Below are 18,569 nucleotides of genomic sequence, written 5' to 3' on the forward strand. Positions count from 1 at the left end.
GGTGAGGCTTGTGGGTTACCTCACAACAAGCCTCGTTGACGTTCTTTGTCCCCTTCCACAGCACGCCAGGGCCGGTCTTGAACGCTAACGTCGTATCCATGTCGACATCCGCGCACTCCCCTGCCGAGCCCGCCGTCCCCACCGCAGGCGCGGCCCGTTCCGGCGGCACGGTCACCGACCGGCTCGTCGAATCGAACGCCCGCTACGCGGACAAGTTCAGCGACCCGGGCATGGACGCCCGGCCGGTTCTGAACGTTGCCGTGGTCGCCTGCATGGACGCCCGTCTCGACCTGCACGCCGCGCTCGGTCTGGAGCTCGGCGACTGCCACACCATCCGCAACGCCGGCGGTGTGGTCACGGACGACGTGATCCGGTCCCTGACCATCAGCCAGCGCGCGCTGGGCACCCGCAGCGTCATCCTCATCCACCACACCAACTGCGGCCTGGAGTCCCTCACCGAGGACTTCCGGCAGGAGCTGGAGCGCGAGGTCGGCCAGCGGCCGGTCTGGGCGGTGGAGGCGTACTCCGACGCCGACCAGGACGTACGCCAGTCGATGCAGCGGGTGCGCACCTCGCCGTTCCTGCTGCACACGGACGACATCCGCGGTTTCGTCTTCGACGTGACCACCGGTCTGCTGCGCGAGATCCAGCCGGCCTCCTGACCCGTCCTCGTTCCCCCCGGTGTGGCGCGAGCGGTGGTCATCGCACTCCGAATTCGCATCAACACCTGACATATCGCACCCACTTATCCACAGGCGAGTGACACGAAGCGGTAACGGCAACAAGAATGCGGGTGTGACATCTCCACGGGCCTTCCGCGGAGTGTCCGTATGTCGGGGTGGGCCGGGCAGCTATGCGCCTCGGCCCTGCACAAAGGTGCCGAGGAGGGCCGGGTGACGACCTATGACGATCGAGCGAGCCTTACAGATCTGACCACCACAGTGGAGCAGGTGCGCAGGTCGGTGGAGAGTGTGATCGAGGGCAAGCCCGAGGTCGTACGGCTTTCGCTGACCGTGCTGCTCGCGGAAGGACATCTCCTCATCGAGGATGTCCCCGGAGTCGGCAAGACGATGCTGGCCAAGGCTCTGGCGCGGTCCATCGACTGCTCGGTGCGGCGCATCCAGTTCACTCCCGACCTGCTGCCCTCGGACATCACCGGAGTGTCGATCTTCGACCAGCAGCGGCGGGAGTTCGAGTTCAAGCCGGGCGCGATCTTCGCCCAGATCGTGATCGGCGACGAGATCAACCGCGCGTCGCCCAAGACCCAGTCGGCGCTGCTCGAATCGATGGAGGAACGCCAGGTCACCATCGACGGGCACACGTACGAACTGCCCAACCCCTTCATGGTGGTGGCCACGCAGAACCCGGTCGAGATGGAGGGCACGTACCCGCTGCCCGAAGCCCAGCGCGACCGATTCATGGCCAGGGTGTCGATCGGCTATCCGAGCCCCGAGGCCGAGCTCCAGATGCTCGACGTGCACGGCGGGGTCTCGCCGCTGGACGACCTCCAGCCGGTGGCGCATGCCCACGACATCGTGAAGCTGATCGACGCCGTGCGTACGGTCCACGTGGCCGACTCCGTCCGGAGGTACGCGGTGGAGCTCGTGGGCGCCACCCGTAACCACCCGGACCTCCGGCTCGGCGCATCGCCGCGCGCGACCCTGCACCTGCTGCGCGCCGCGAAGGCGTCGGCCGCACTCAGCGGGCGCGAGTACGCCCTGCCGGACGATGTGCAGGCTCTCGCGGTGGCGGTGCTCGCCCACCGGCTGCTGCCCACCGCGCAGGCACAGCTGAACCGCAGGACCGCCGAGCAGGTGGTGCAGGAGATCCTGCAGCGCACGCCCGTACCCACCTCGGCCGGCGGCGGAGCGGCCCCGGCCGCGGCTCCGCACCAGCCCGGCCGCCCGGTGTACGGCCAGCAGCAGCCCGGCATCCGGCGGCTGTGATGGCCGCCGGGGAGCCCGGCGCCGTGGACAACGACGGCGAGAAGGGCGGCCTCCGGGCCGCCCTCAGCGGGCTGACCACACGCGGCCGCTCCTTCCTGGCGGCCGGTGTGGCCGCCGCGGTCTGCGCCTACGTGCTGGGCCAGGGGGACCTGCTGAGGGTCGGTCTGCTGCTCGCGGTGCTTCCGTTGATCTGCGTGACCGTGCTCTACCGCACCCGCTACCGGGTCACGGGAAGCCGCTGGCTGTCGCCCTCGCGGGTACCGGCGGGCTCGGAGGCGCGGGTGCACCTGAGGATGGACAACATCTCCCGGCTGCCCACCGGGCTGCTCATGCTCCAGGACCGCGTTCCGTACGTGCTCGGCCCCCGGCCCCGGTTCGTCCTTGACCGGGTGGAGGCGGGCGGCAGGCGCGAGGTGTCCTACCGGGTCCGGTCGGATCTGCGCGGGCGCTATCCGCTGGGGCCGCTGCAGCTGCGGCTCAGTGATCCGTTCGGGATGTGCGAGCTGACCCGTTCGTTCAGTGCCTACGACACCCTGACCGTCATCCCCCGCACCGAGTCGCTTCCGGTCCTGCGGCTGGCAGGCGAGGCTTCCGGGTACGGCGACGGGCGGCAGCGGTCGCTGGCCCTGGCCGGCGAGGACGACGTCATTCCGCGCGGCTACCGGCACGGCGACGACCTCCGCCGCGTCCACTGGCGCTCCACCGCGCGCTACGGAGAACTGATGGTGCGCCGCGAGGAGCAGCCGCAGCGTGCCAGGTGCACGGTGCTGCTGGACACCCGGCGGATCGCCTACCAGGGGGCCGGCCCGGATTCGGCCTTCGAGTGGGCCGTCTCCGGAGCGGCTTCGGCGCTGGTGCACATGCTGGAGCGGGGCTTCGCCGTGCGGCTGCTCACGGACGACGGCAGTTCCGTGCCGGGCGAGGGTTCCGACGGTTTCGCCGGATCGACGCAGGAGTCCGCCGATTCGGCGGGGCTGATGATGGACACGCTCGCGGTCGTCGATCATTCGGACGGCGGCGGGCTGTCGCGCGCCTACGACGTACTGCGGGGCGGCAACGAAGGGCTCCTGATCGCGTTCTTCGGTGATCTCGACGAGGAGCAGGTGGCGGTGGCGAGCCGGATGCGGCAGCGCAGCGGCGCCGCCGTGGCGTTCGTCGTGGACAGCGAGGGCTGGGCACGGGGCGGGGACGGGACACCGCCCGCCTCGGTCGCGGCGCGTCTGCGGCTGCTGCGGGAAGCGGGCTGGACGGCCGTGGCGGTTCCTCCCGGGACACGGCTCACCCAACTCTGGCAGCAGGCCGGACGGCAGCACGGTGACACACGGTCCGCCACGACCGGCGGTTCTACGGGCTTCTCTGGGGGATGGTCATGAGCAGTCGTGGTCGGCTGGCGCTGTGCGCCTTCGCGGCGACGCTGATGGCGTCGGGCGCCCTGCTGCCGCTGGTCGATCCGGCCGGCTGGATTCTGCAGGCAGCTCTTCTGCTGGCGATCCAGAGCGGGGTGGGCGCGCTGGCCCGCCGCGTGCCGCTGGCGAGGACGCTGACCCTCGGCGCCCAGGTTCTCGTGACGGCGGTCCTGCTGACCGTGGCGTTCGCGAGGGATCACGCGTTCCTCGGTGTCCTTCCCGGACCTCAGGCCGTCCAGTGGCTGATGGAGCTGTTCGGCGCGGGATTCGACGATGTCGGCAAGTACGCGATTCCGGCTCCCGCCACGGACGGCATCCGGCTGATGCTGGTCGGCGGTGTGCTGCTCATCGGTCTTGCGGTGGACGCCCTTGCGGTGACCTTCCGCAGCGCGGCCCCTGCCGGGCTGCCTCTGCTCGCGCTCTACTCGGTCGCCGCCGGACTGTCCGAGGGAGGTGCGGGCTGGGCCTGGTTCCTGCTCGCCGCCTCCGGTTATCTGCTGTTGCTGCTGGCCGAGGGACGCAGCCGGCTCTCCCAGTGGGGGCGGGTCTTCGGCGGTGCGACCGGGTCGGGCGGTCTGACCGCGGGTATCGCGGATTCGGGCGGGCGGACGTTCGCCTCGGTCCGCACCGGGCGGCGTATCGGGGTACTGACGCTCGGTATCGCGCTGGTCGTCCCGGCGGCGCTGCCCGCTCTGGACAGCGGGCTCCTGGCCGGTTCGGGATCCGGGACGGGCAGGGGCGGCGGCGGAGGCACGATCTCCGCGGTCAATCCGCTGGTGTCGCTCCAGAACAACCTGAACCAGCCGGAGGACCGGGAGGTGATGACGTATCGCACCAACTCCGGAGCCCCGGAGGAGTTCTACCTGCGCATCCTGGCCCTGGACCAGTTCAACGGAACCGAGTGGCGGCCGTCGACCCGCCGTCTGACGGATGTGCCGGGACGGCTCCCGCAGCCCGCCGGTCTCGGATCGGGCGTCGCCGTCACGGAGGTCAGGACGAACCTCTCCTCGTCCCCCTCCTACCAGCAGACGTATCTGCCGCTCCCCTACCCGGCGACCGAGGTGAAGATCGACGGGCGCTGGCGGTACGAGCCGGAGGGGCGGACGCTCGTCGGGGACGACGGGCAGACCACGGGTAACGCGAAGTACGAGATCAGCAGCCTGGTGGTGCGGCCGACCGCGGACCAGCTCGCGTCGGCGGGCCCGCCTCCTCCCGAGCTGGCCCGCGAGTACACCAAGGTGCCCGATTCGCTGCCAGACGTGGTCCGCAGGACCGCGGCCGAGGTGACGAAGGGCTCCACCAACGCGTACGAGAGGGCCGTCGCGCTGCAGGACTGGTTCGCATCGGAGGGCGGCTTCACCTACGACACGACGGTGAGTTCGGGTACGGGCACGGCGGCGATAAGCCGGTTCCTCAGGGACAAGCAGGGCTTCTGCGTCCACTTCTCGTTCACGATGGCGGCGATGGCACGGACCCTGGGCATCCCGGCCAGGGTCGCCGTGGGCTTCACACCCGGGACGTTCCGGTCGAACGGCTCGATGTCCGTCGGGCTGCGCGACGCCCACGCCTGGCCGGAGCTGTATTTCGAGGGTGTGGGGTGGACGCGCTTCGAGCCGACCCCGACCCGGGGTTCCACTCCTTCGTACACGCTGCCCGACGCCCCGACGGGCGGGACGAACGATTCCGCGGAGCCGACGGCTGACGCTTCGGAGGCACCATCGGCTGCCCCGTCCGCCTCGCAGAACTGCCCGGAACAGCTGCGCCGACAGGGTGAGTGCGGCGCTGCCGCGCTTCCCGGCGCGGTGGGTCCGGCCGATCCGGGTACTCCGCTGCGCACGGTGGTGCTGCTGAGTCTCGCTGCCGCGCTGGTGCTGGTACTGCCCGTGTTGCCACTGCTCTGGCGCACCCGGGCACGCGGCCGGAGGCTCGGACACTCCACGGGCCGTACGCCCGCGGACGCCACGGCCCGGACGCTGGCCGCCTGGCGGGAGCTCACGGACACCGCCTGGGACCACGGCATCCCGCCGGACGATTCGCAGACACCTCGCAAGACGGCGGCGCGCATCGTGCGGCTGGGTGAAATCGACGGCGCCGCCGCCGCTTCGGCACACCGGGTGGCGGGTGCGGTGGAGCAGGTGCTGTACGCACCGAAGCCGCAGGCGGCCACGGGGCTCACCGAGGACGTCCTGGCCGTGCGGGCCGCTCTGCGGGCCTCCGTGAGCCGTCCCACCCGGCTCCGCGCGGTCATCGCGCCGCGCTCGGCCGTCCGGGTGGTGTGGACGGCTTCGGAGCGCTGGGCGGCGCTCGCCGGCCGCTGGGCGGACCGGCCGGGCCGTGGCCGTTGGGCCGGGCTGTTCCGCCGGCTCTCCCGCCAGCGGGTCTGACCCAGGACCCCGCGCCCCCGGCACCACCGGGGGCGCGGGCCGGGTGGCGAGGCGCGGGCCCAGGAACAGAGGCACCGGGGACAGCTGAGGGGCGGCCGCAGAAATGCGGCCGCCCCTCACCCATATGTGTCCGGCGCTCAACTGCCCGGCGTCATGTCTTCAGTCCTCCCCGGAATGCTCCCGGGACGGAAACGCTTATTGGCCCTGTTCGTCACGGCGGCGCTGCCACCGCTGCTCGATCCGGTTCATCACTGACCGGCGCTGCTTGGGCTGCCGGCGTTCGCCTGCAGCCCCGCTCCCCGCCTGCTGTTGTTCCCCGGGCTTGGGCGCTTTGCGCCACCCGGTGACCGCGAGCACGGCACACCCCAGCATGACGAGGAACCCCACCACGCTGATCCAGATCTGCTGGGCGACCATTCCGGCCATGAGGAGCGCGATACCCACGAGAAAGCCAGCGACCGCCTGGTAGACCCGTCGTCGGGTGTACGTACGCAGCCCGCTTCCCTCGAGCGCTGTCGCGAACTTGGGATCTTCGGCGTACAGCGCTCGCTCCATCTGCTCGAGCATTCGCTGCTCGTGCTCCGAGAGCGGCACGGAGTCCTCCTAGTCGTCGGCCGCGGGGGGCGACCGGTATGCGGCCCTTCCAGGATAGGCAGGGATTCGCCCCCGTGAAACCCGCCCTGTAGCCATTTACCAGTCCGGACCGCCATGTCGGTTCGTCTGCTGAGGCGTAGATTCCCCGGCGTCCGATCCGTCATGCCGACTGGTGTCACCCGATCATACGGGGCCGGAGCGCCGATCGGGGTCCTGGAGCCGTACTCCGTCTGCGGTTGCGTTGCTGATCAGGTGTGCTTCTCGCCCAGCACGTGCAGCTGGGTCGCGACAGCGTGGAAGGACGGCAGTTCGGCCACGGCGGCCTCCAGCTTGAGAAGTGCCTCGACCGCACCCGGTTCGGTGTCCACCAGACCGCCCGGGACGAGGTCGGCGAAGACACGCACGCCGTGGACCGCTCCCACCTCCATGCCGGCGGCGACGACCAGCTCGGTGAGCTGGTCGGCACTGAAGCGCCGGGGCACCGGGTCGCCGTCGCCCCAGCGGCCCGCCGGGTCGCTCAGCGCGTGCCTGGCCTCGGTGAAGTGCCCGGCGAGCGCCCGGGCCATGACCGCGCCGCCGAGACCGGCGGCCAGCAGGCTGAGGGCGCCGGACGGGCGGAGCGCGTCGACCGCGTTCCTTACGCCCTCGGCGGGGTCGTCCACGTACTCCAGGACGCCGTGGCACAGCACCGCGTCGTAACTGCCGCGCTCCACCACGTCGAACAGGCCGAGGACGTCGCCCTGGACCCCGCTGACCCGTTCGGCCACGCCGTCCTCGGCCGCGCGGCGCTCCAGCGCGAACAGCGCGTTGGGGCTGGGGTCGACGACGGTGACCCGGTGGCCGAGCCGGGCTACGGGCACCGCGAAGTTTCCGGTGCCGCCACCGGTGTCCAGCACGTCCAGGGTGTCCCTGCCGGTCGCCTTGACCCGGCGGTCGAGAGCGTCCTTCAGGACCTCCCAGACCACGGCGGTACGGAGGGAGGCGCGGGGGCGCAGCTGGTCCGACACGGCAGTTGACTCCTCGGCACGGTGCCGCCACTGACGGGCGGAGCGTGAACAGTGCAGGTGGTACGGGTCCGTCCACCCTATTGCCTCGGGCCGCCGCGCCGGTCACCCCGCTTCGGCCTGTCCTTCCCGGGGCTGCGGGAGCACCGTCCGGAGCGCCAGCAGCCGTTCGACCAGGCGGAGGAACAGGGCGGCGTCGCGCAGGAGGTCGTCGGCGTCACGACTGGTCGCCGCGCCCGGTATGCCGGCTTCGGCACGGGCCCGGCGTACGGCTCCGGAGGCGAACAGGGCGCTCCACTCGGTGAGCTCGGGGGCTATCTCCGGCAGGATCTCCCAGGCGCTGCGGATCCGCTCCCGGCGGCGCCTGCCGGTCTCGGGGCGGGCGCGGGCGGCGAGGACGGCGGCTGCGGTGCGCAGCGCGGCCAGGTGCGCGGTGGCGTAGCGCTCGTTCGGTACGTCCAGGACGGCCGCCTCGGCCAGGCCGCCGTGGGCCTTGGCGAGCAGTTCGAGTGCGGCGGGCGGCGCCGTGGCGCGGCGCTGCACGGGGTGGACGTCGCTTGCCGGACCGGTCGGTGAGGGGGCAGGGCTGTCTGGGCGGCGCCGCGGTGCGGCGGCTGCGGAAGAGCTGGCCATGACGAACCTCCTGTCGTCGCGTGACGGCTTCGTGGCCGTCTGTGTCCATCGTGACGGTCACCACTGACAATTCCCGTCCATCAGCCGCTGACCTGGCCTTTTGCTTCGATCGCGAGTTCGGGATAAGTTTTTGCACTGACTGGTCAGTTCAAAAAGGGGAGAGTCTGTGGACAGCCCGCACGGGGCAGCCGTCAGCGCCGAGGACTTCGGGCTCAGAGGACCGCGCGGATGGGCCTTCCGGGGGGTCGGCTTCACCGCCGGGCCCGGCTCGCTCCTGGCGGTCGAAGGGCCGTCCGGCTCCGGGCGCACCTGCCTGCTCCTGGCCCTCACCGGCCGGATGCGCTCCACGGAGGGCCGTGCGGAGACAGGCGGTCTGGCTCTGCCCGGCAAGCTCGCCGCCGTACGGCGGATCAGCGCGCTCGGCCCGGTCCCGGGCGTCAGCGAGCTCGACCCCGCCTTCACCGTCGCCGAGCACCTGCGCGAGCGGGCCCTGCTCCAGCGCCGCTACGACGGTTCCCTGCGCGCGCTCCTGCGGCCCCGCGCCGAGCGGAGCGCCACCGCGCGGGCCCGTATCGACGCGGCCCTGGAGGCGGCCGGGCTCGACCCCGCCGCCCTGCCCAAGGCCGAACGCACCTCCGTGCGCGATCTGGAGCGCCTGGAGGCGCTGCGCCTGTCCATCGCCCTCGCCCTGATGGCCCGCCCGCGAGTGCTCGGCGTGGACGACACCGACCTGAAGCTCTCCGACGCCGAACGCGCCGATGCCTGGGCGCTGCTGCGCACCATCGCCGACGCCGGCACCACCGTGCTCGCCGTGTGCAGCGAGGCCCCGGAGGGCGCGATCACCGTACGCACCGACATCACGACCGAGGAGGGGACGGCCGATGCGATCGCCGAGACTGGCCGCGCTTGAACTGAAGCGGTTCGGCCGGGGGAAGCTGCCGCGCGCCGCACTCGTGGCGCTCCTGCTGCTGCCCCTGCTGTACGGAGCCCTTTACCTGTGGTCGTTCTGGGACCCCTACGGGCGCCTCGACAGGATTCCCGTGGCGCTGGTCAACGACGACAAGGGGGCGACCGTCTCGGGGAAGCGTCTCGCCGCCGGGGACGAGATCACCGGAAAACTGCGCGACTCCAAGGTCTTCGAGTGGCACGAGGTCAGCTCCGCCGAGGCGGGCCGTGGCGTCGAGGACGGCACCTACTACCTCTCCCTGACCATGCCGTCCGACTTCAGCGAGCGGATCGCCTCCAGTTCGGGAGACTCCCCCGAGACCGGCGCTCTCCAGGTGCGGACGAACGACGCGAACAACTACATCGTCGGGCAGATCTCCCGGACGGTGTTCTCCGAGGTGCGCACCGCCGCTTCGACCAACGCCTCGCGCGGGTTCCTGGACCGGATCTTCATCTCCTTCTCCGGCATCCACGACGCCACCCAGAAGGCGGCCAAGGGGGCGGACGACCTGGAGGGCGGCATCTCCAAGGCGAAGAAGGGCTCCGAGGATCTCGCCAGCGGCCTCAAGGACACCAAGGCGGGCAGTGGCCGGCTGGCCGGCGGGATCACCAGGCTCGACAAGGGCGCGGGCGACCTGGAAACCGGCTCCAGGCAGGTCGCGAACGGCACCCAGGCCCTCGCCGACAAGGTCAACGGCATCGCCGCCGACGTACGTCCGTTCCTCAAGGACAACGGCGGGGCCATCGGCGACACGGCCCGGCTGGTCGCCGATTCGTCGAAGACGGTGCGGGACAACCTCGACCTGCTGGTGAAGGCGGCTCCCACCGCCGCCGCCGCGGCCCACACCTCCGCCGACGAACTCACCGAAGCGCATCGCACCGCGTGCGAGGACGCGCTGCTGCCCGACCCTGCCGTCTGCCCCCCGCTGAAGCGGGCCGTGACGGCGGCGGCCGATGTCGCGAAGGTCGCCGACGACGTGAACGTGCTGGTCAAGAACCAGCACGGGGACCTGACCAGGCTCCGCGGCCATCTGACGACGCTCCAGCAGCAGGCCGAGGCCCTCGCGAAGCGCTCCCCGACCCTGGACACCGATCTGGAGGCCGCGGTCTCGAAGATCAACGCGCTGAACAAGGGCGCCCACAAGGTGGCCAAGGGCGCGGACGCGCTCCACACCGGCCTGGGCACCGCGAAGACCGGTTCCTCGGCCCTGGACACCGGGGTCGGGAAGCTCAAGACCGGTGCCTCCGATCTGGACAGCGGGCTCTTCCGGCTCGGCGACGGCTCGGCGACCCTCGCCCAGGGGCTGAACGACGGCGTCGGCAAGATCCCCGACTACTCCGAGAAGGACCGCGACACGCGTACGGACGTCATGGCCGATCCGGTCCAGCTGGCGTCCAAGTCGCTCCACGCGGCACCCAACTACGGCACCGGCTTCGCCCCGTACTTCATCCCTCTCTCCCTCTGGGTCGGCGCGATGGTGGCCTACATGCTGATCCAGCCGCTGAACAGGCGGGCCCTGGCCGCCGGGGCCTCCGCCTGGCGGATCGCCCTCGCCGGCTGGCTGCCCGTCGTCGCGATCGGTGTTCTCCAGGTCGCCGCGCTGATGTCCGTACTGCACTGGGGGCTCGGCCTGCAGATGGCGCACCCCGCTGCGACGATCGGCTTTCTGGCCCTGGTGACCTGCTGCTTCGCCGCGATCGTGCAGTGGCTCAACGCACGCTTCGGAGCAGCGGGACGCATCCTCGTCCTGGCCGTACTGATGCTGCAGCTGACCTCGGCGGGCGGAACGTACCCGGTGCAGACGAGCCCCGGATTCTTCGGCGCGATCCACCCGTTCCTGCCGATGACCTACATCGTCGAGGGCCTGCGCCGGCTGATCACCGGCGGCGGACTCGGCCCGGTCTGGGAGGCCTGTGCGGTCCTCGTGGCGTTCACCGCGGGCGCGGTGGCCCTGACCGCGCTCTCCGCCCGGCGCAAGCAGGTGTGGACCCTGGACCGGCTGCATCCCGAGCTCAGTCTGTGAGAGCGCCCGGACCTGTGAGAATCGACCGTATGGAAAGCAGTAGCACCACGCGCCGCCAGGCCACCCGCCAGAAGCTCTACGAGGCCGCGGTGACCCTCATCGCCGAGAAGGGGTTCTCCGCCACCACGGTGGACGAGATCGCCGAGCGCGCCGGGGTCGCCAAGGGCACGGTCTACTACAACTTCAAGAGCAAGACCGAGCTCTTCGAGGAGCTGCTGCGGCACGGTGTCGGGCTGCTCACCGCTTCCCTGCGTGCCGCGTCCGAGGAGACGGACGCGCGCGGCGGCACCCAGGTGGAGGCCCTGGACGCGATGATCCGGGCGGGCCTGGCCTTCATCAACCGCTACCCGGCCTTCACCCAGCTGTACGTGGCGGAGCTATGGCGCACCAACCGTGCCTGGCAGGCCACGCTCCTGGTGGTGCGTCAGCAGGCCGTGGCCGTCGTTGAGGACGTCCTCAGGGAGGGAGTACGCAACGGTGAGCTGAGCCAGGAGATCGACATTCCGCTGACGGCGGCCGCGCTCGTCGGCATGGTCCTCGTGGCAGCCCTCGACTGGCAGGCGTTCCAGCCGGAGCGGTCGATGGACGACGTGCACTCGGCGCTGTCGCTGCTGCTGCACGGGCGGGTCAGCGGGCGCTGACCCCGAGCCCTGATCCCTGGCCCGCGGGGCAGGACCAGGTCCGGGCACGAAGACGCCGGTCCGGTGGAGTTCGATCCCCCTCGAACTCCACCGGACCGGCGCTTTCCGTGCTGCCGGAGAAACCCTTCCCCCGTGACCCCGTGTCCCCCGTGGTCCCGGGCCCTCCGCCGCGCACCCCCGTTGCGACCGGAGTGCCGCTCCGTTCCGCCACCCCGTGTCGGCGGTCCCGGAGCCGCGCCCCTTCCGTGCTCCACACTCTGCCGTCCGCGCAGGTGGGGGCCTACCCGCATACCTACTCATCTCACCCGCTAGGTACGGATACTCAGGGCTGGGTGCACGACCCCACCCGCTGCCGGCGCCGTCTGGTTACGATCGCGTCCGTGTCCGTACTCCCCCTGGTGTTCACGAGTGGCTGGGCGAGCGGGATCAACGCCTACGCGGTGGTCCTGTTGCTCGGCATCTTCGGTGCGACCGGTGTCAGCGACGAGGTGCCCGCCGCACTGCAGCGCACCGATGTCCTGGTGGTGGCGGGTGTGCTGTTCCTCTGCGAGACGGTGGCCGACAAGATCCCGTACGTGGACTCGGTCTGGGACTCGGTGCACACGGTCGTCCGGCCGTTGTCCGGGGCCGTCGTCGCCGCCCTGCTGGCGGGTGAGAGCGGTTCACTGCCGGAGCTCGCGGCCGGGGCCGTCGGCGGTTCCACGGCGCTGATGAGCCATCTGGTGAAGGCGGGCACCAGGATGGCGGTCAACACCTCCCCGGAACCCTTCAGCAACATCGCGGTGAGCGTGGCCGAGGACCTCGGCGTCGCGGCGATCATCACCTTCGCCATGTTCCATCCGCTGGCCGCCGCGTCCATCGCCGCGGCGCTGCTCGTCCTCGGGATCGTCATATCGGTCTTCCTGGCCTCCCGGATCCGCCGGTTCCTGCGCCGCAGGGCGCAGCGGCGCGAGGAGAGGGGCATGGCGCAGGCGGGCGGGCACCGGCCTCCCGGCTGAGCTGTCGGTGGCACCGTCTAGGGTCTCTGACATGGCACGAATTGCGGTGATCGGCGCCGGGACGGGCGCGATGGCGGCGGCGGCCCGGCTCGCCGTGGCAGGCAACCGGGTGACGGTGTACGAGCGGTCCGCGACGTACGGCGGCTCGGTCGGCCGGTATGCCCGTGACGGATTCTCGTTCGACACCGGGCCGGGTCTGCTGCATCTGCCCGCCGTCTACCGCGACCTGTTCGTGAAGACCGGCAAGGAACCTCTGGAGCAGTGCGTCACGCTGACCCAGGTGGACCCGGCGAGCCGTCATGTCTTCGCCGACGGCACCGCGGTGTCCTTGCCGAACGCCTCCCGGGCCGGCGTCGTCGCCGCTCTCGACGGAGCGCTCGGAGCGGGCACGGGCGACCGATGGGGGGCGTTCCTGGACCGGGCGGGTGACGCCTGGGACCGCTCGCGGCGCCCGCTGCTGGAGGAGCCGCTGCGGCCCGACTGGCAGGTCCTGGGCCGCGATCCCTACCCCTCGCTCAGGCAGCGCAGACTGCTGCGTCCGCCCCGGCAGGCGGCGACCGTGGCGGAGATCGGCGCGTGGGAGCTGGCGGACCCCCGGCTGGCAGCGCTGCTCGACGGGTACGCCCTGGCGTACGGGCTGGACCCGCGCCACGCCCCGGCGAGCGCCGCCCTCGTGGCGTACATGCAGGAGACCTTCGGCAGTTGGTACGTCGGCGGGGGGATGCGGGCGCTGGCCGAGGCGCTGTACGAGCGGTGTGTGGCCCGGCGGGTGAGCTTCGTCTTCGGGGCCGAGGTCGTCCGGATCGTCGAGAAGGACGGCCGGGCCGCGGGCGTCGAGCTTGCGGGCGGCGAGAGCGCCGAGGCCGATCACGTGGTGCTGGCCGCGCAGCCGCGCCAGGACCTGGTGTCCGGTCAGGAGTTGTGGCAGGAGGGGGACGTGGCGCCTTCGCCACGTCCGGGGAGCGGACCGGCGCCGGGCCGGTTCCTGGTCCTGCTGTCGCTGCGCGGTGCCCGGGAGCCGGACGCGGTGCACCGGACGGTGGTGCACGCCGCGGACGGGGCGGCCGAGCGCGACGCCGTGTTCGGCGGCCGGATCGCCGAGCGGCCGACCGTGACGGTCATGCGGCCCGACGACCCCACCACCCGCCCTGACGAGTCGCACGAGGCGGTGACCCTGACGGCGACGGTGGCACCGCACGGCCCGGTCGACTGGACGGACGGGGCGCTGCGCGAGCGGTTCGCCGACACGGTGATCGACACGGCCTGCGCCGCCGTGCCGGGCCTGCGGGACCGGGTGATCCACGCGGAGGTTCGGACCCCGGCCGAAACCGCGGCGGAGACCGGCGCCGAGGGCGGCTCGGTGCCGGCGCCCGCGCTGGCCGGGGCCGGTGGGGCCTGGCTGCACCCGGGCAACCGCACCCGGCTGCCCGGCCTGTATCTGGCGGGCGGCTGGTCGCATCCCGGCGGCGGACTGGCGCACGCCGGGATGTCGGGGGCGCTGGTCGCGGGACTCATCGTGGAGGGCGACGGCTTCCGCGGCTCCCGCTGAGATCCCCGGGAGCGGCCGAGCGGCTCAGTAGCGGTACGGCTCGTTGTGACCGGTGTCGTACCCGTTGCCGTACGGGGCGGGTTCCACGGGCTCCTGCGGCGGCATCGGCGGGTACTGCTCGGCATCGCGCTGCTGGGGAACCCAGACGCCGCCGGGCGGGGTCTCTCCGTACTGCTGCGGGTAGGGCTCGGCGTACTGCTGCTGGCCCCCGTAGCTGTCGTACCCGTTGCCGTAGCTGTCGTAGGAGCCGTACGGCGCGGATCCGCCGGTGGTGCCGGTCCCGATGTACGGGTCGGAGTACGCGGCATAGCTCTGCTGGCCTGTGCCGTAGTCGTACTGCCCCGCATGGGTGTCCTGGCCCGGGGTGCCCTGCGTGGCGTAGCCGTCCTGCGTGGCGTAGCCGTCCTGCCCGGCGAAGGTGCCCTGGGCCGACTGGCTGTAGTCGGGGTAGGGCGCGTAGGCGTCGTACTGGGCTTCGCCCTGCTCCGTACGGATCGTGCCGGCGCCCGCGGCTGCGTAGGCGGACTCGGAGTACACGCCGTACTGGCCGGTGTCGTCCGGGAGGGGTTCCGGCGCGTAGACCGCGGCGGGCTGATCCGGTTCCGGCTCGTACTCGAGGTCGGAGACCTGGAGGGTGGGCTCCCTGGTCTCGGGCTTCTCGGTCCGTCCGCGGCGTCGGCGGCTCTCGCCGGGGCTGCCCCCTATGGCCCAGCCCGTCGAGAAGCCCTGCCGGAAGGAGAGCGTCACGTAGGTCTGGCCTGTCGCGAAGGCGATCGCGCCGAGGGCGATCACCAGCACGGACGGGATCAGGACGCCTATGACCACACCGAGGAACCCGGCGAAGGCGAGCAGACGCCAGCGCAGCCGTGCCTTGTACTGCAGCAGCACCTCACCCAGCAGCCACAGCGCCACGATGCCGAATGCGATGTAGAGGACCGTCCAGCCCACGCCCGCCCCCTCCTACGGCCACCGCCCCGGTTGGTGGCGGGTACGGCCGGTCAGGACTGCTTGTGCAGTCCGAGATTCTCGTAGATCTCGAGCGTCGCCGTCGAGTTGTTGAGCGTAATGAAGTGCAGTCCGGGGACACCCTCGGAGAGCAACCGCGCGCAGAACTCCGTTGCGAACTCGATGCCAATGGAGCGTACAGCGGCGGGATCGTCCTTGGCGGCGAGGATGCGCTCTTTCAGCGACGAAGGGAAGGACGCGTTGCTCAGCTCGGCGAATCTTTCCAGCTGTCTGGCGCTGGTGAGCGGCATTACTTCGGGAATGATGGGCGTATCGCAACCCGCCGCGACCACACGGTCACGCATACGCAGATAATCCTCCGGATTGAAGAACATCTGGGTGATCGCGTAATCGGCACCGGCACGGCACTTGTCCACGAAATGACCGATGTCGGTGTCCCAGTCGGCCGACCGCGGGTGCATTTCGGGAAACGCGGCGACGCCCACACAGAAATCGCCGGACTCCTTGATGAGCCGGACGAGGTCGGCCGCGTACCGCACGCCCTGCGGGTGCCTGACCCACTCGCCCATCGGGTCGCCGGGCGGGTCTCCGCGCACGGCGAGGATGTTCCGGATCCCGGCGTCCGCGTACTGGCCCACCATGTTGCGCAGTTCCGCGATGGAGTGGTCGACGGCGGTGAGGTGCGCGACGGGCGTCAGCGTGGAGTCCTCGGCGATCTGCTGCGTCGCCCTGACCGTCCCGGAGCGGGTGGAGCCTCCGGCGCCGTACGTCACGGAGACGAAGCTCGGGGCGACGGCCTCGACGCGGCGCAGCGCGTTCCAGAGGTTCCGCTCGCCCTTCTCCGTCTTGGGCGCCCAGAACTCGAACGAGTACGAGGTCTTGCCGGTCGCGAGCAGCTCACGCACGGTCCGCGCGTGATCCGTCCTGGTGGAGGGTGTGCCAAGGGCCATACTGGGAGGTTAACCAGGGCCGGGCGGTACCCCAACCAGATCGGTGCCATTTGCCCGAATTGCAAGGGTTGTTGTCCACCCCTCGGACACGGACATGGACAATCACCCTGGCGGCGGCCCCGGACAACGCCCCTGTTCAGCTGGTGCGCGCCCTGACGCGCGCGGCGAGACGGGCGGCAGCGGCGGCGGGATCGTCGGCCTCGGTGATCGCCCGGACGACGACGACCCGGCGGGCGCCCGCGTCCAGCACCTCGTCCAGATTGCCCGCGTCGATGCCGCCGATGGCGAACCAGGGGCGGGGCTGGTCGAGCGAGGCGGCGTACCGGACGAGCCCGAGGCCGGGTGCGTAGCGGCCGGGCTTGGTCGGGGTGGGCCAGCAGGGGCCCGTACAGAAGTAGTCCACGCCGGGCTCGGCGACCGCGGCGTCGACCTCGGACTCGGCGTGCGTGGAACGGCCGATGACCACGTCCTGGCCGATGACGGCCCGCGCCGCGGGCACGGGCAGGTCGCCCTGCCCGAGGTGCAGCACGTGGGAGCCGATGGCGTGGGCGACGTCGGCGCGGTCGTTCACCGCGAGGAGCTTCCCGTGACGCTTGCAGGCGTCGGCGAACACCGCGAGGTGTTCGAGCTCCTCGGCGGCTTCCATGCCCTTGTCGCGCAGTTGGACGATGTCCACGCCGGACGTGAGGACGGCGTCCAGGAAATCGGGGAGGTCGCCCTGCCGCTTACGTGCGTCCGTGCACAGGTAGAGCCGGGCGTCGGACAGCAGCGTGCGAGGCGTGGACATGGTTCCCCCGTCGGTACGGCGGGGTGCGGGCCGGTCCGTGTGGCACGGCCCGCACTCCGTGTGCGGTTGTCTCGGTCAGACGGCGAGCGCCTGGGCGCGGCGCTTCACCTCCGTACCGCGATTCTCACTCAACGCCTGCGCGGGGGTACCGGGCAGGGTCGGGTCGGGAGTGAAGAGCCACTCCAGCATCTCTCCGTCGTTGTAGCCGTCGTCCCTCAGGACCGTCAGGAGCCCCGGAAGGCCCTTGACCACCTTGTCGCCGTCGATGAAGGCGGCAGGCACCTGGAGCGCCCGGTTCTCACCACGTCGTACGGCGATGAGCTGGCCATCCCTGACCAGCTGTCGCACGCGCGTCACCTCGATATCGAGCATCTCCGCGATGTCGGGGAGGTGGAGCCAGGCAGGGACGAGAGCATCGATCTTTGCGTCAATCTCGGTCACAAGGACAAGCGTGCCATCCCGGACCGACAGCCGGTAGCCGGGCCGACCGTAAGGGGGTCACGAGGTGGTGTCGGAGCGAGGTCAGAGCTTCGCCGACTTCAGCGGTACGGACGGGTCGGCGGCCCGCTCCGGGTCGACCCGGGCGGCCGATTCGATGAGTCTGCGCCCCTGGGCGAGGTCACGCGGGCGGCCGACGGCCAGTACGGCGACCATGACTCCGTCGCGCAGCCAGCACACCGACCAGGCGGCTTCCGCGGGGTCGCCCCGCCACAGCAGGGTGTCGGCGCCCGCGTGGTGTCCGGCGTACTGCACGAAGCGGCCGAACTGCTCGGACCAGAAGTAGGGCACCGGGTCGTACGGCGGCGGCTGCCCGTCGGCGTCGCCCGCCACGATGGCGGCGGCGACGGTCCGCGGGCCCTGGAGCGCGTTGTCCCAGTGGTGGACGAGCAGGCGTTCGCCGTAGCGGGCCGAGGGGAAGGAGGCGCAGTCCCCCACCGCGTACACATCGGGAAGTGAGCTGCGCAGCGCACTGTCCGCGGTGACCGAGCCGTCCGGGCCGAGTGCGATTCCGGAGCCGGCCAGCCAGGAGGTGGCGGGCCGGGCACCGATGCCGACGACCACCGCTCCGGCGGGGATCGTCCGGCCGTCCGCCAGCAGGACGGCGCCGGGTTCGATCCGGGCCACCCGGGCGCCGGTGAGGAGTTCGGCGCCGCTCTGCGCGTACCACCGGGCCATCGGGGCGGCGACCTCGGCGGGCAGGGCGCCCGCGAGGGGATGCCCGGCCGCCTCGACGACGGTGACGTCGCAGCCGGCGGCGCGGGCGGCGGTGGCGAACTCCGCGCCGATCCAGCCCGCCCCGACGACCACGATGTCGTGCCGGCGTTCCAGGACGGGCCGCAGCCGGGCGGCGTCGTCCAGGGTGCGCAGGAGGTGGACGCCCGGGACTCCTTCGGAGCCGGGCAGCATGACCGGTTCCGCGCCGGTGGCGACGACCAGGGTGCCGTACGGAACGGGGCCGCCCTCGGTGTCCAGTTCGTGCGCCCCGGGCCGCAGTCCCACCACGTCGAGGCCGAGGCGCAGGGTGATGTCGAGCGCCTCGAAGTCGACGTCGAAGGCGGAGTCCTCGGCCTTGCCGAGCAGGACAGCCTTGGAGAGCGGCGGCCGGTCGTACGGCTGATGCGGTTCGGCGCCGATCAGCGTGACGGGCCCGGTGAAGCCCTGTTCTCGCAGGGCGACGGCGGTCTGCACGCCGGCCATGCCCGCTCCGACGACCACGACGTTCTGCTGTTCCGTCTGCTCAC

General features: G+C 71.5%; 17 protein-coding genes. 9 read left to right on the plus strand and 8 right to left on the minus strand.

Features of this window, described 5'->3' with window-relative positions:
* Positions 1-98: 98 nt before the first annotated feature.
* From AB0C82_RS18670 to AB0C82_RS18685, 4 genes are all read left to right on the plus strand, one after another.
* Complete coding sequence (locus AB0C82_RS18670; protein ID WP_362842857.1) at positions 99-662, plus strand: carbonic anhydrase; 564 nt, start codon at positions 99-101, stop codon at positions 660-662.
* A gap of 231 nt (positions 663-893) precedes the next feature.
* Positions 894-1,946 (plus strand): MoxR family ATPase, encoded by a 1,053-nt coding sequence (locus AB0C82_RS18675; RefSeq protein ID WP_362842859.1) that lies wholly within the window; start codon positions 894-896, stop codon positions 1,944-1,946.
* The gene (locus tag AB0C82_RS18680; RefSeq protein WP_362842862.1) at positions 1,946-3,319 is read left to right on the plus strand and encodes a DUF58 domain-containing protein; all 1,374 of its coding nucleotides are present in this window, start codon (positions 1,946-1,948) and stop codon (positions 3,317-3,319) included. The genes AB0C82_RS18675 and AB0C82_RS18680 overlap by 1 nt, the downstream gene beginning before the upstream one ends.
* Complete coding sequence (locus AB0C82_RS18685; protein WP_362842864.1) at positions 3,316-5,736, plus strand: DUF3488 and transglutaminase-like domain-containing protein; 2,421 nt, start codon at positions 3,316-3,318, stop codon at positions 5,734-5,736. Before AB0C82_RS18680 ends, AB0C82_RS18685 begins: the two co-directional genes overlap by 4 nt.
* A gap of 195 nt (positions 5,737-5,931) precedes the next feature.
* On the opposite strand, the gene AB0C82_RS18690 is transcribed toward AB0C82_RS18685, so the two are convergent.
* From AB0C82_RS18690 to AB0C82_RS18700, 3 genes are all read right to left on the minus strand, one after another.
* Entirely contained in the window at positions 5,932-6,330 is a 399-nt protein-coding gene (locus AB0C82_RS18690) for a DUF3040 domain-containing protein (protein ID WP_362842867.1), read from the minus strand.
* A gap of 248 nt (positions 6,331-6,578) precedes the next feature.
* Complete coding sequence (locus AB0C82_RS18695) at positions 6,579-7,337, minus strand: methyltransferase (RefSeq protein WP_362842870.1); 759 nt, start codon at positions 7,335-7,337, stop codon at positions 6,579-6,581.
* 102 nt (positions 7,338-7,439) lie between these two features.
* A complete protein-coding gene (locus AB0C82_RS18700; protein ID WP_362842872.1) occupies positions 7,440-7,967 on the minus strand; it encodes an SAV_6107 family HEPN domain-containing protein in 528 nt (175 codons plus the stop codon).
* A gap of 166 nt (positions 7,968-8,133) precedes the next feature.
* Between AB0C82_RS18700 and AB0C82_RS18705 the strand changes: the two genes are divergently transcribed.
* The 5 genes from AB0C82_RS18705 to AB0C82_RS18725 all read left to right on the plus strand — a co-directional run bounded on the left by AB0C82_RS18705 (position 8,134) and on the right by AB0C82_RS18725 (position 14,124).
* Positions 8,134-8,877, plus strand: a complete 744-nt coding sequence (locus tag AB0C82_RS18705; RefSeq protein ID WP_362842874.1) for an ATP-binding cassette domain-containing protein — start codon at positions 8,134-8,136, stop codon at positions 8,875-8,877.
* Positions 8,849-10,936 (plus strand): YhgE/Pip domain-containing protein, encoded by a 2,088-nt coding sequence (locus tag AB0C82_RS18710; RefSeq protein WP_362842877.1) that lies wholly within the window; start codon positions 8,849-8,851, stop codon positions 10,934-10,936. Before AB0C82_RS18705 ends, AB0C82_RS18710 begins: the two co-directional genes overlap by 29 nt.
* Before the next feature lie 29 nt (positions 10,937-10,965).
* Positions 10,966-11,577: a TetR/AcrR family transcriptional regulator gene (locus tag AB0C82_RS18715; protein WP_362842880.1), complete on the plus strand. Its 612-nt coding sequence runs from the start codon at positions 10,966-10,968 to the stop codon at positions 11,575-11,577.
* Positions 11,578-11,957: 380 nt separating this feature from the next.
* Entirely contained in the window at positions 11,958-12,575 is a 618-nt protein-coding gene (locus tag AB0C82_RS18720; RefSeq protein ID WP_362842883.1) for a DUF4126 domain-containing protein, read from the plus strand.
* Positions 12,576-12,606: 31 nt separating this feature from the next.
* Positions 12,607-14,124 carry an NAD(P)/FAD-dependent oxidoreductase gene (locus AB0C82_RS18725; protein ID WP_362842885.1) on the plus strand — a complete coding sequence of 506 codons (1,518 nt, stop codon included), beginning with the start codon at positions 12,607-12,609 and terminating at the stop codon, positions 14,122-14,124.
* Between the two features lie 24 nt (positions 14,125-14,148).
* On the opposite strand, the gene AB0C82_RS18730 is transcribed toward AB0C82_RS18725, so the two are convergent.
* The 5 genes from AB0C82_RS18730 to AB0C82_RS18750 form a co-directional block, all read right to left on the minus strand.
* Positions 14,149-15,072 carry a hypothetical protein gene (locus tag AB0C82_RS18730; protein ID WP_362842887.1) on the minus strand — a complete coding sequence of 308 codons (924 nt, stop codon included), beginning with the start codon at positions 15,070-15,072 and terminating at the stop codon, positions 14,149-14,151.
* Positions 15,073-15,122: 50 nt separating this feature from the next.
* Complete coding sequence (gene metF / locus AB0C82_RS18735) at positions 15,123-16,040, minus strand: methylenetetrahydrofolate reductase [NAD(P)H] (protein WP_362842890.1); 918 nt, start codon at positions 16,038-16,040, stop codon at positions 15,123-15,125.
* A gap of 136 nt (positions 16,041-16,176) precedes the next feature.
* Positions 16,177-16,827: a thiamine phosphate synthase gene (gene thiE / locus AB0C82_RS18740; protein ID WP_362842893.1), complete on the minus strand. Its 651-nt coding sequence runs from the start codon at positions 16,825-16,827 to the stop codon at positions 16,177-16,179.
* 75 nt (positions 16,828-16,902) lie between these two features.
* Positions 16,903-17,268: an Rv2175c family DNA-binding protein gene (locus AB0C82_RS18745; protein WP_362842895.1), complete on the minus strand. Its 366-nt coding sequence runs from the start codon at positions 17,266-17,268 to the stop codon at positions 16,903-16,905.
* A gap of 81 nt (positions 17,269-17,349) precedes the next feature.
* On the minus strand, positions 17,350-18,525 hold the full coding sequence (locus AB0C82_RS18750) for an FAD-dependent oxidoreductase (RefSeq protein ID WP_362843176.1): 1,176 nt from the start codon (positions 18,523-18,525) through the stop codon (positions 17,350-17,352).
* Between the last annotated feature and the right edge of the window lie 44 nt (positions 18,526-18,569).

This window comes from Streptomyces sp. NPDC048560 (assembly GCF_040650955.1).
Lineage (GTDB): Bacteria > Actinomycetota > Actinomycetes > Streptomycetales > Streptomycetaceae > Streptomyces.

What these genes read in the sequence shown, in the direction of transcription:
- AB0C82_RS18670 (WP_362842857.1), top strand. Translation starts at nt 99, where the DNA reads ATGTCGACATCCGCGCACTCCCCTGCCGAGCCCGCCGTCCCCACCGCA.
- AB0C82_RS18680 (WP_362842862.1), top strand. Translation starts at nt 1,946, where the DNA reads ATGGCCGCCGGGGAGCCCGGCGCCGTGGACAACGACGGCGAGAAGGGC.
- AB0C82_RS18685 (WP_362842864.1), top strand. Translation starts at nt 3,316, where the DNA reads ATGAGCAGTCGTGGTCGGCTGGCGCTGTGCGCCTTCGCGGCGACGCTG.
- AB0C82_RS18700 (WP_362842872.1), bottom strand. Translation starts at nt 7,967, where the DNA reads ATGGCCAGCTCTTCCGCAGCCGCCGCACCGCGGCGCCGCCCAGACAGC.
- AB0C82_RS18710 (WP_362842877.1), top strand. Translation starts at nt 8,849, where the DNA reads ATGCGATCGCCGAGACTGGCCGCGCTTGAACTGAAGCGGTTCGGCCGG.
- AB0C82_RS18715 (WP_362842880.1), top strand. Translation starts at nt 10,966, where the DNA reads ATGGAAAGCAGTAGCACCACGCGCCGCCAGGCCACCCGCCAGAAGCTC.
- AB0C82_RS18725 (WP_362842885.1), top strand. Translation starts at nt 12,607, where the DNA reads ATGGCACGAATTGCGGTGATCGGCGCCGGGACGGGCGCGATGGCGGCG.
- metF (WP_362842890.1), bottom strand. Translation starts at nt 16,040, where the DNA reads ATGGCCCTTGGCACACCCTCCACCAGGACGGATCACGCGCGGACCGTG.
- thiE (WP_362842893.1), bottom strand. Translation starts at nt 16,827, where the DNA reads ATGTCCACGCCTCGCACGCTGCTGTCCGACGCCCGGCTCTACCTGTGC.
- AB0C82_RS18750 (WP_362843176.1), bottom strand. Translation starts at nt 18,525, where the DNA reads ATGGCCGGCGTGCAGACCGCCGTCGCCCTGCGAGAACAGGGCTTCACC.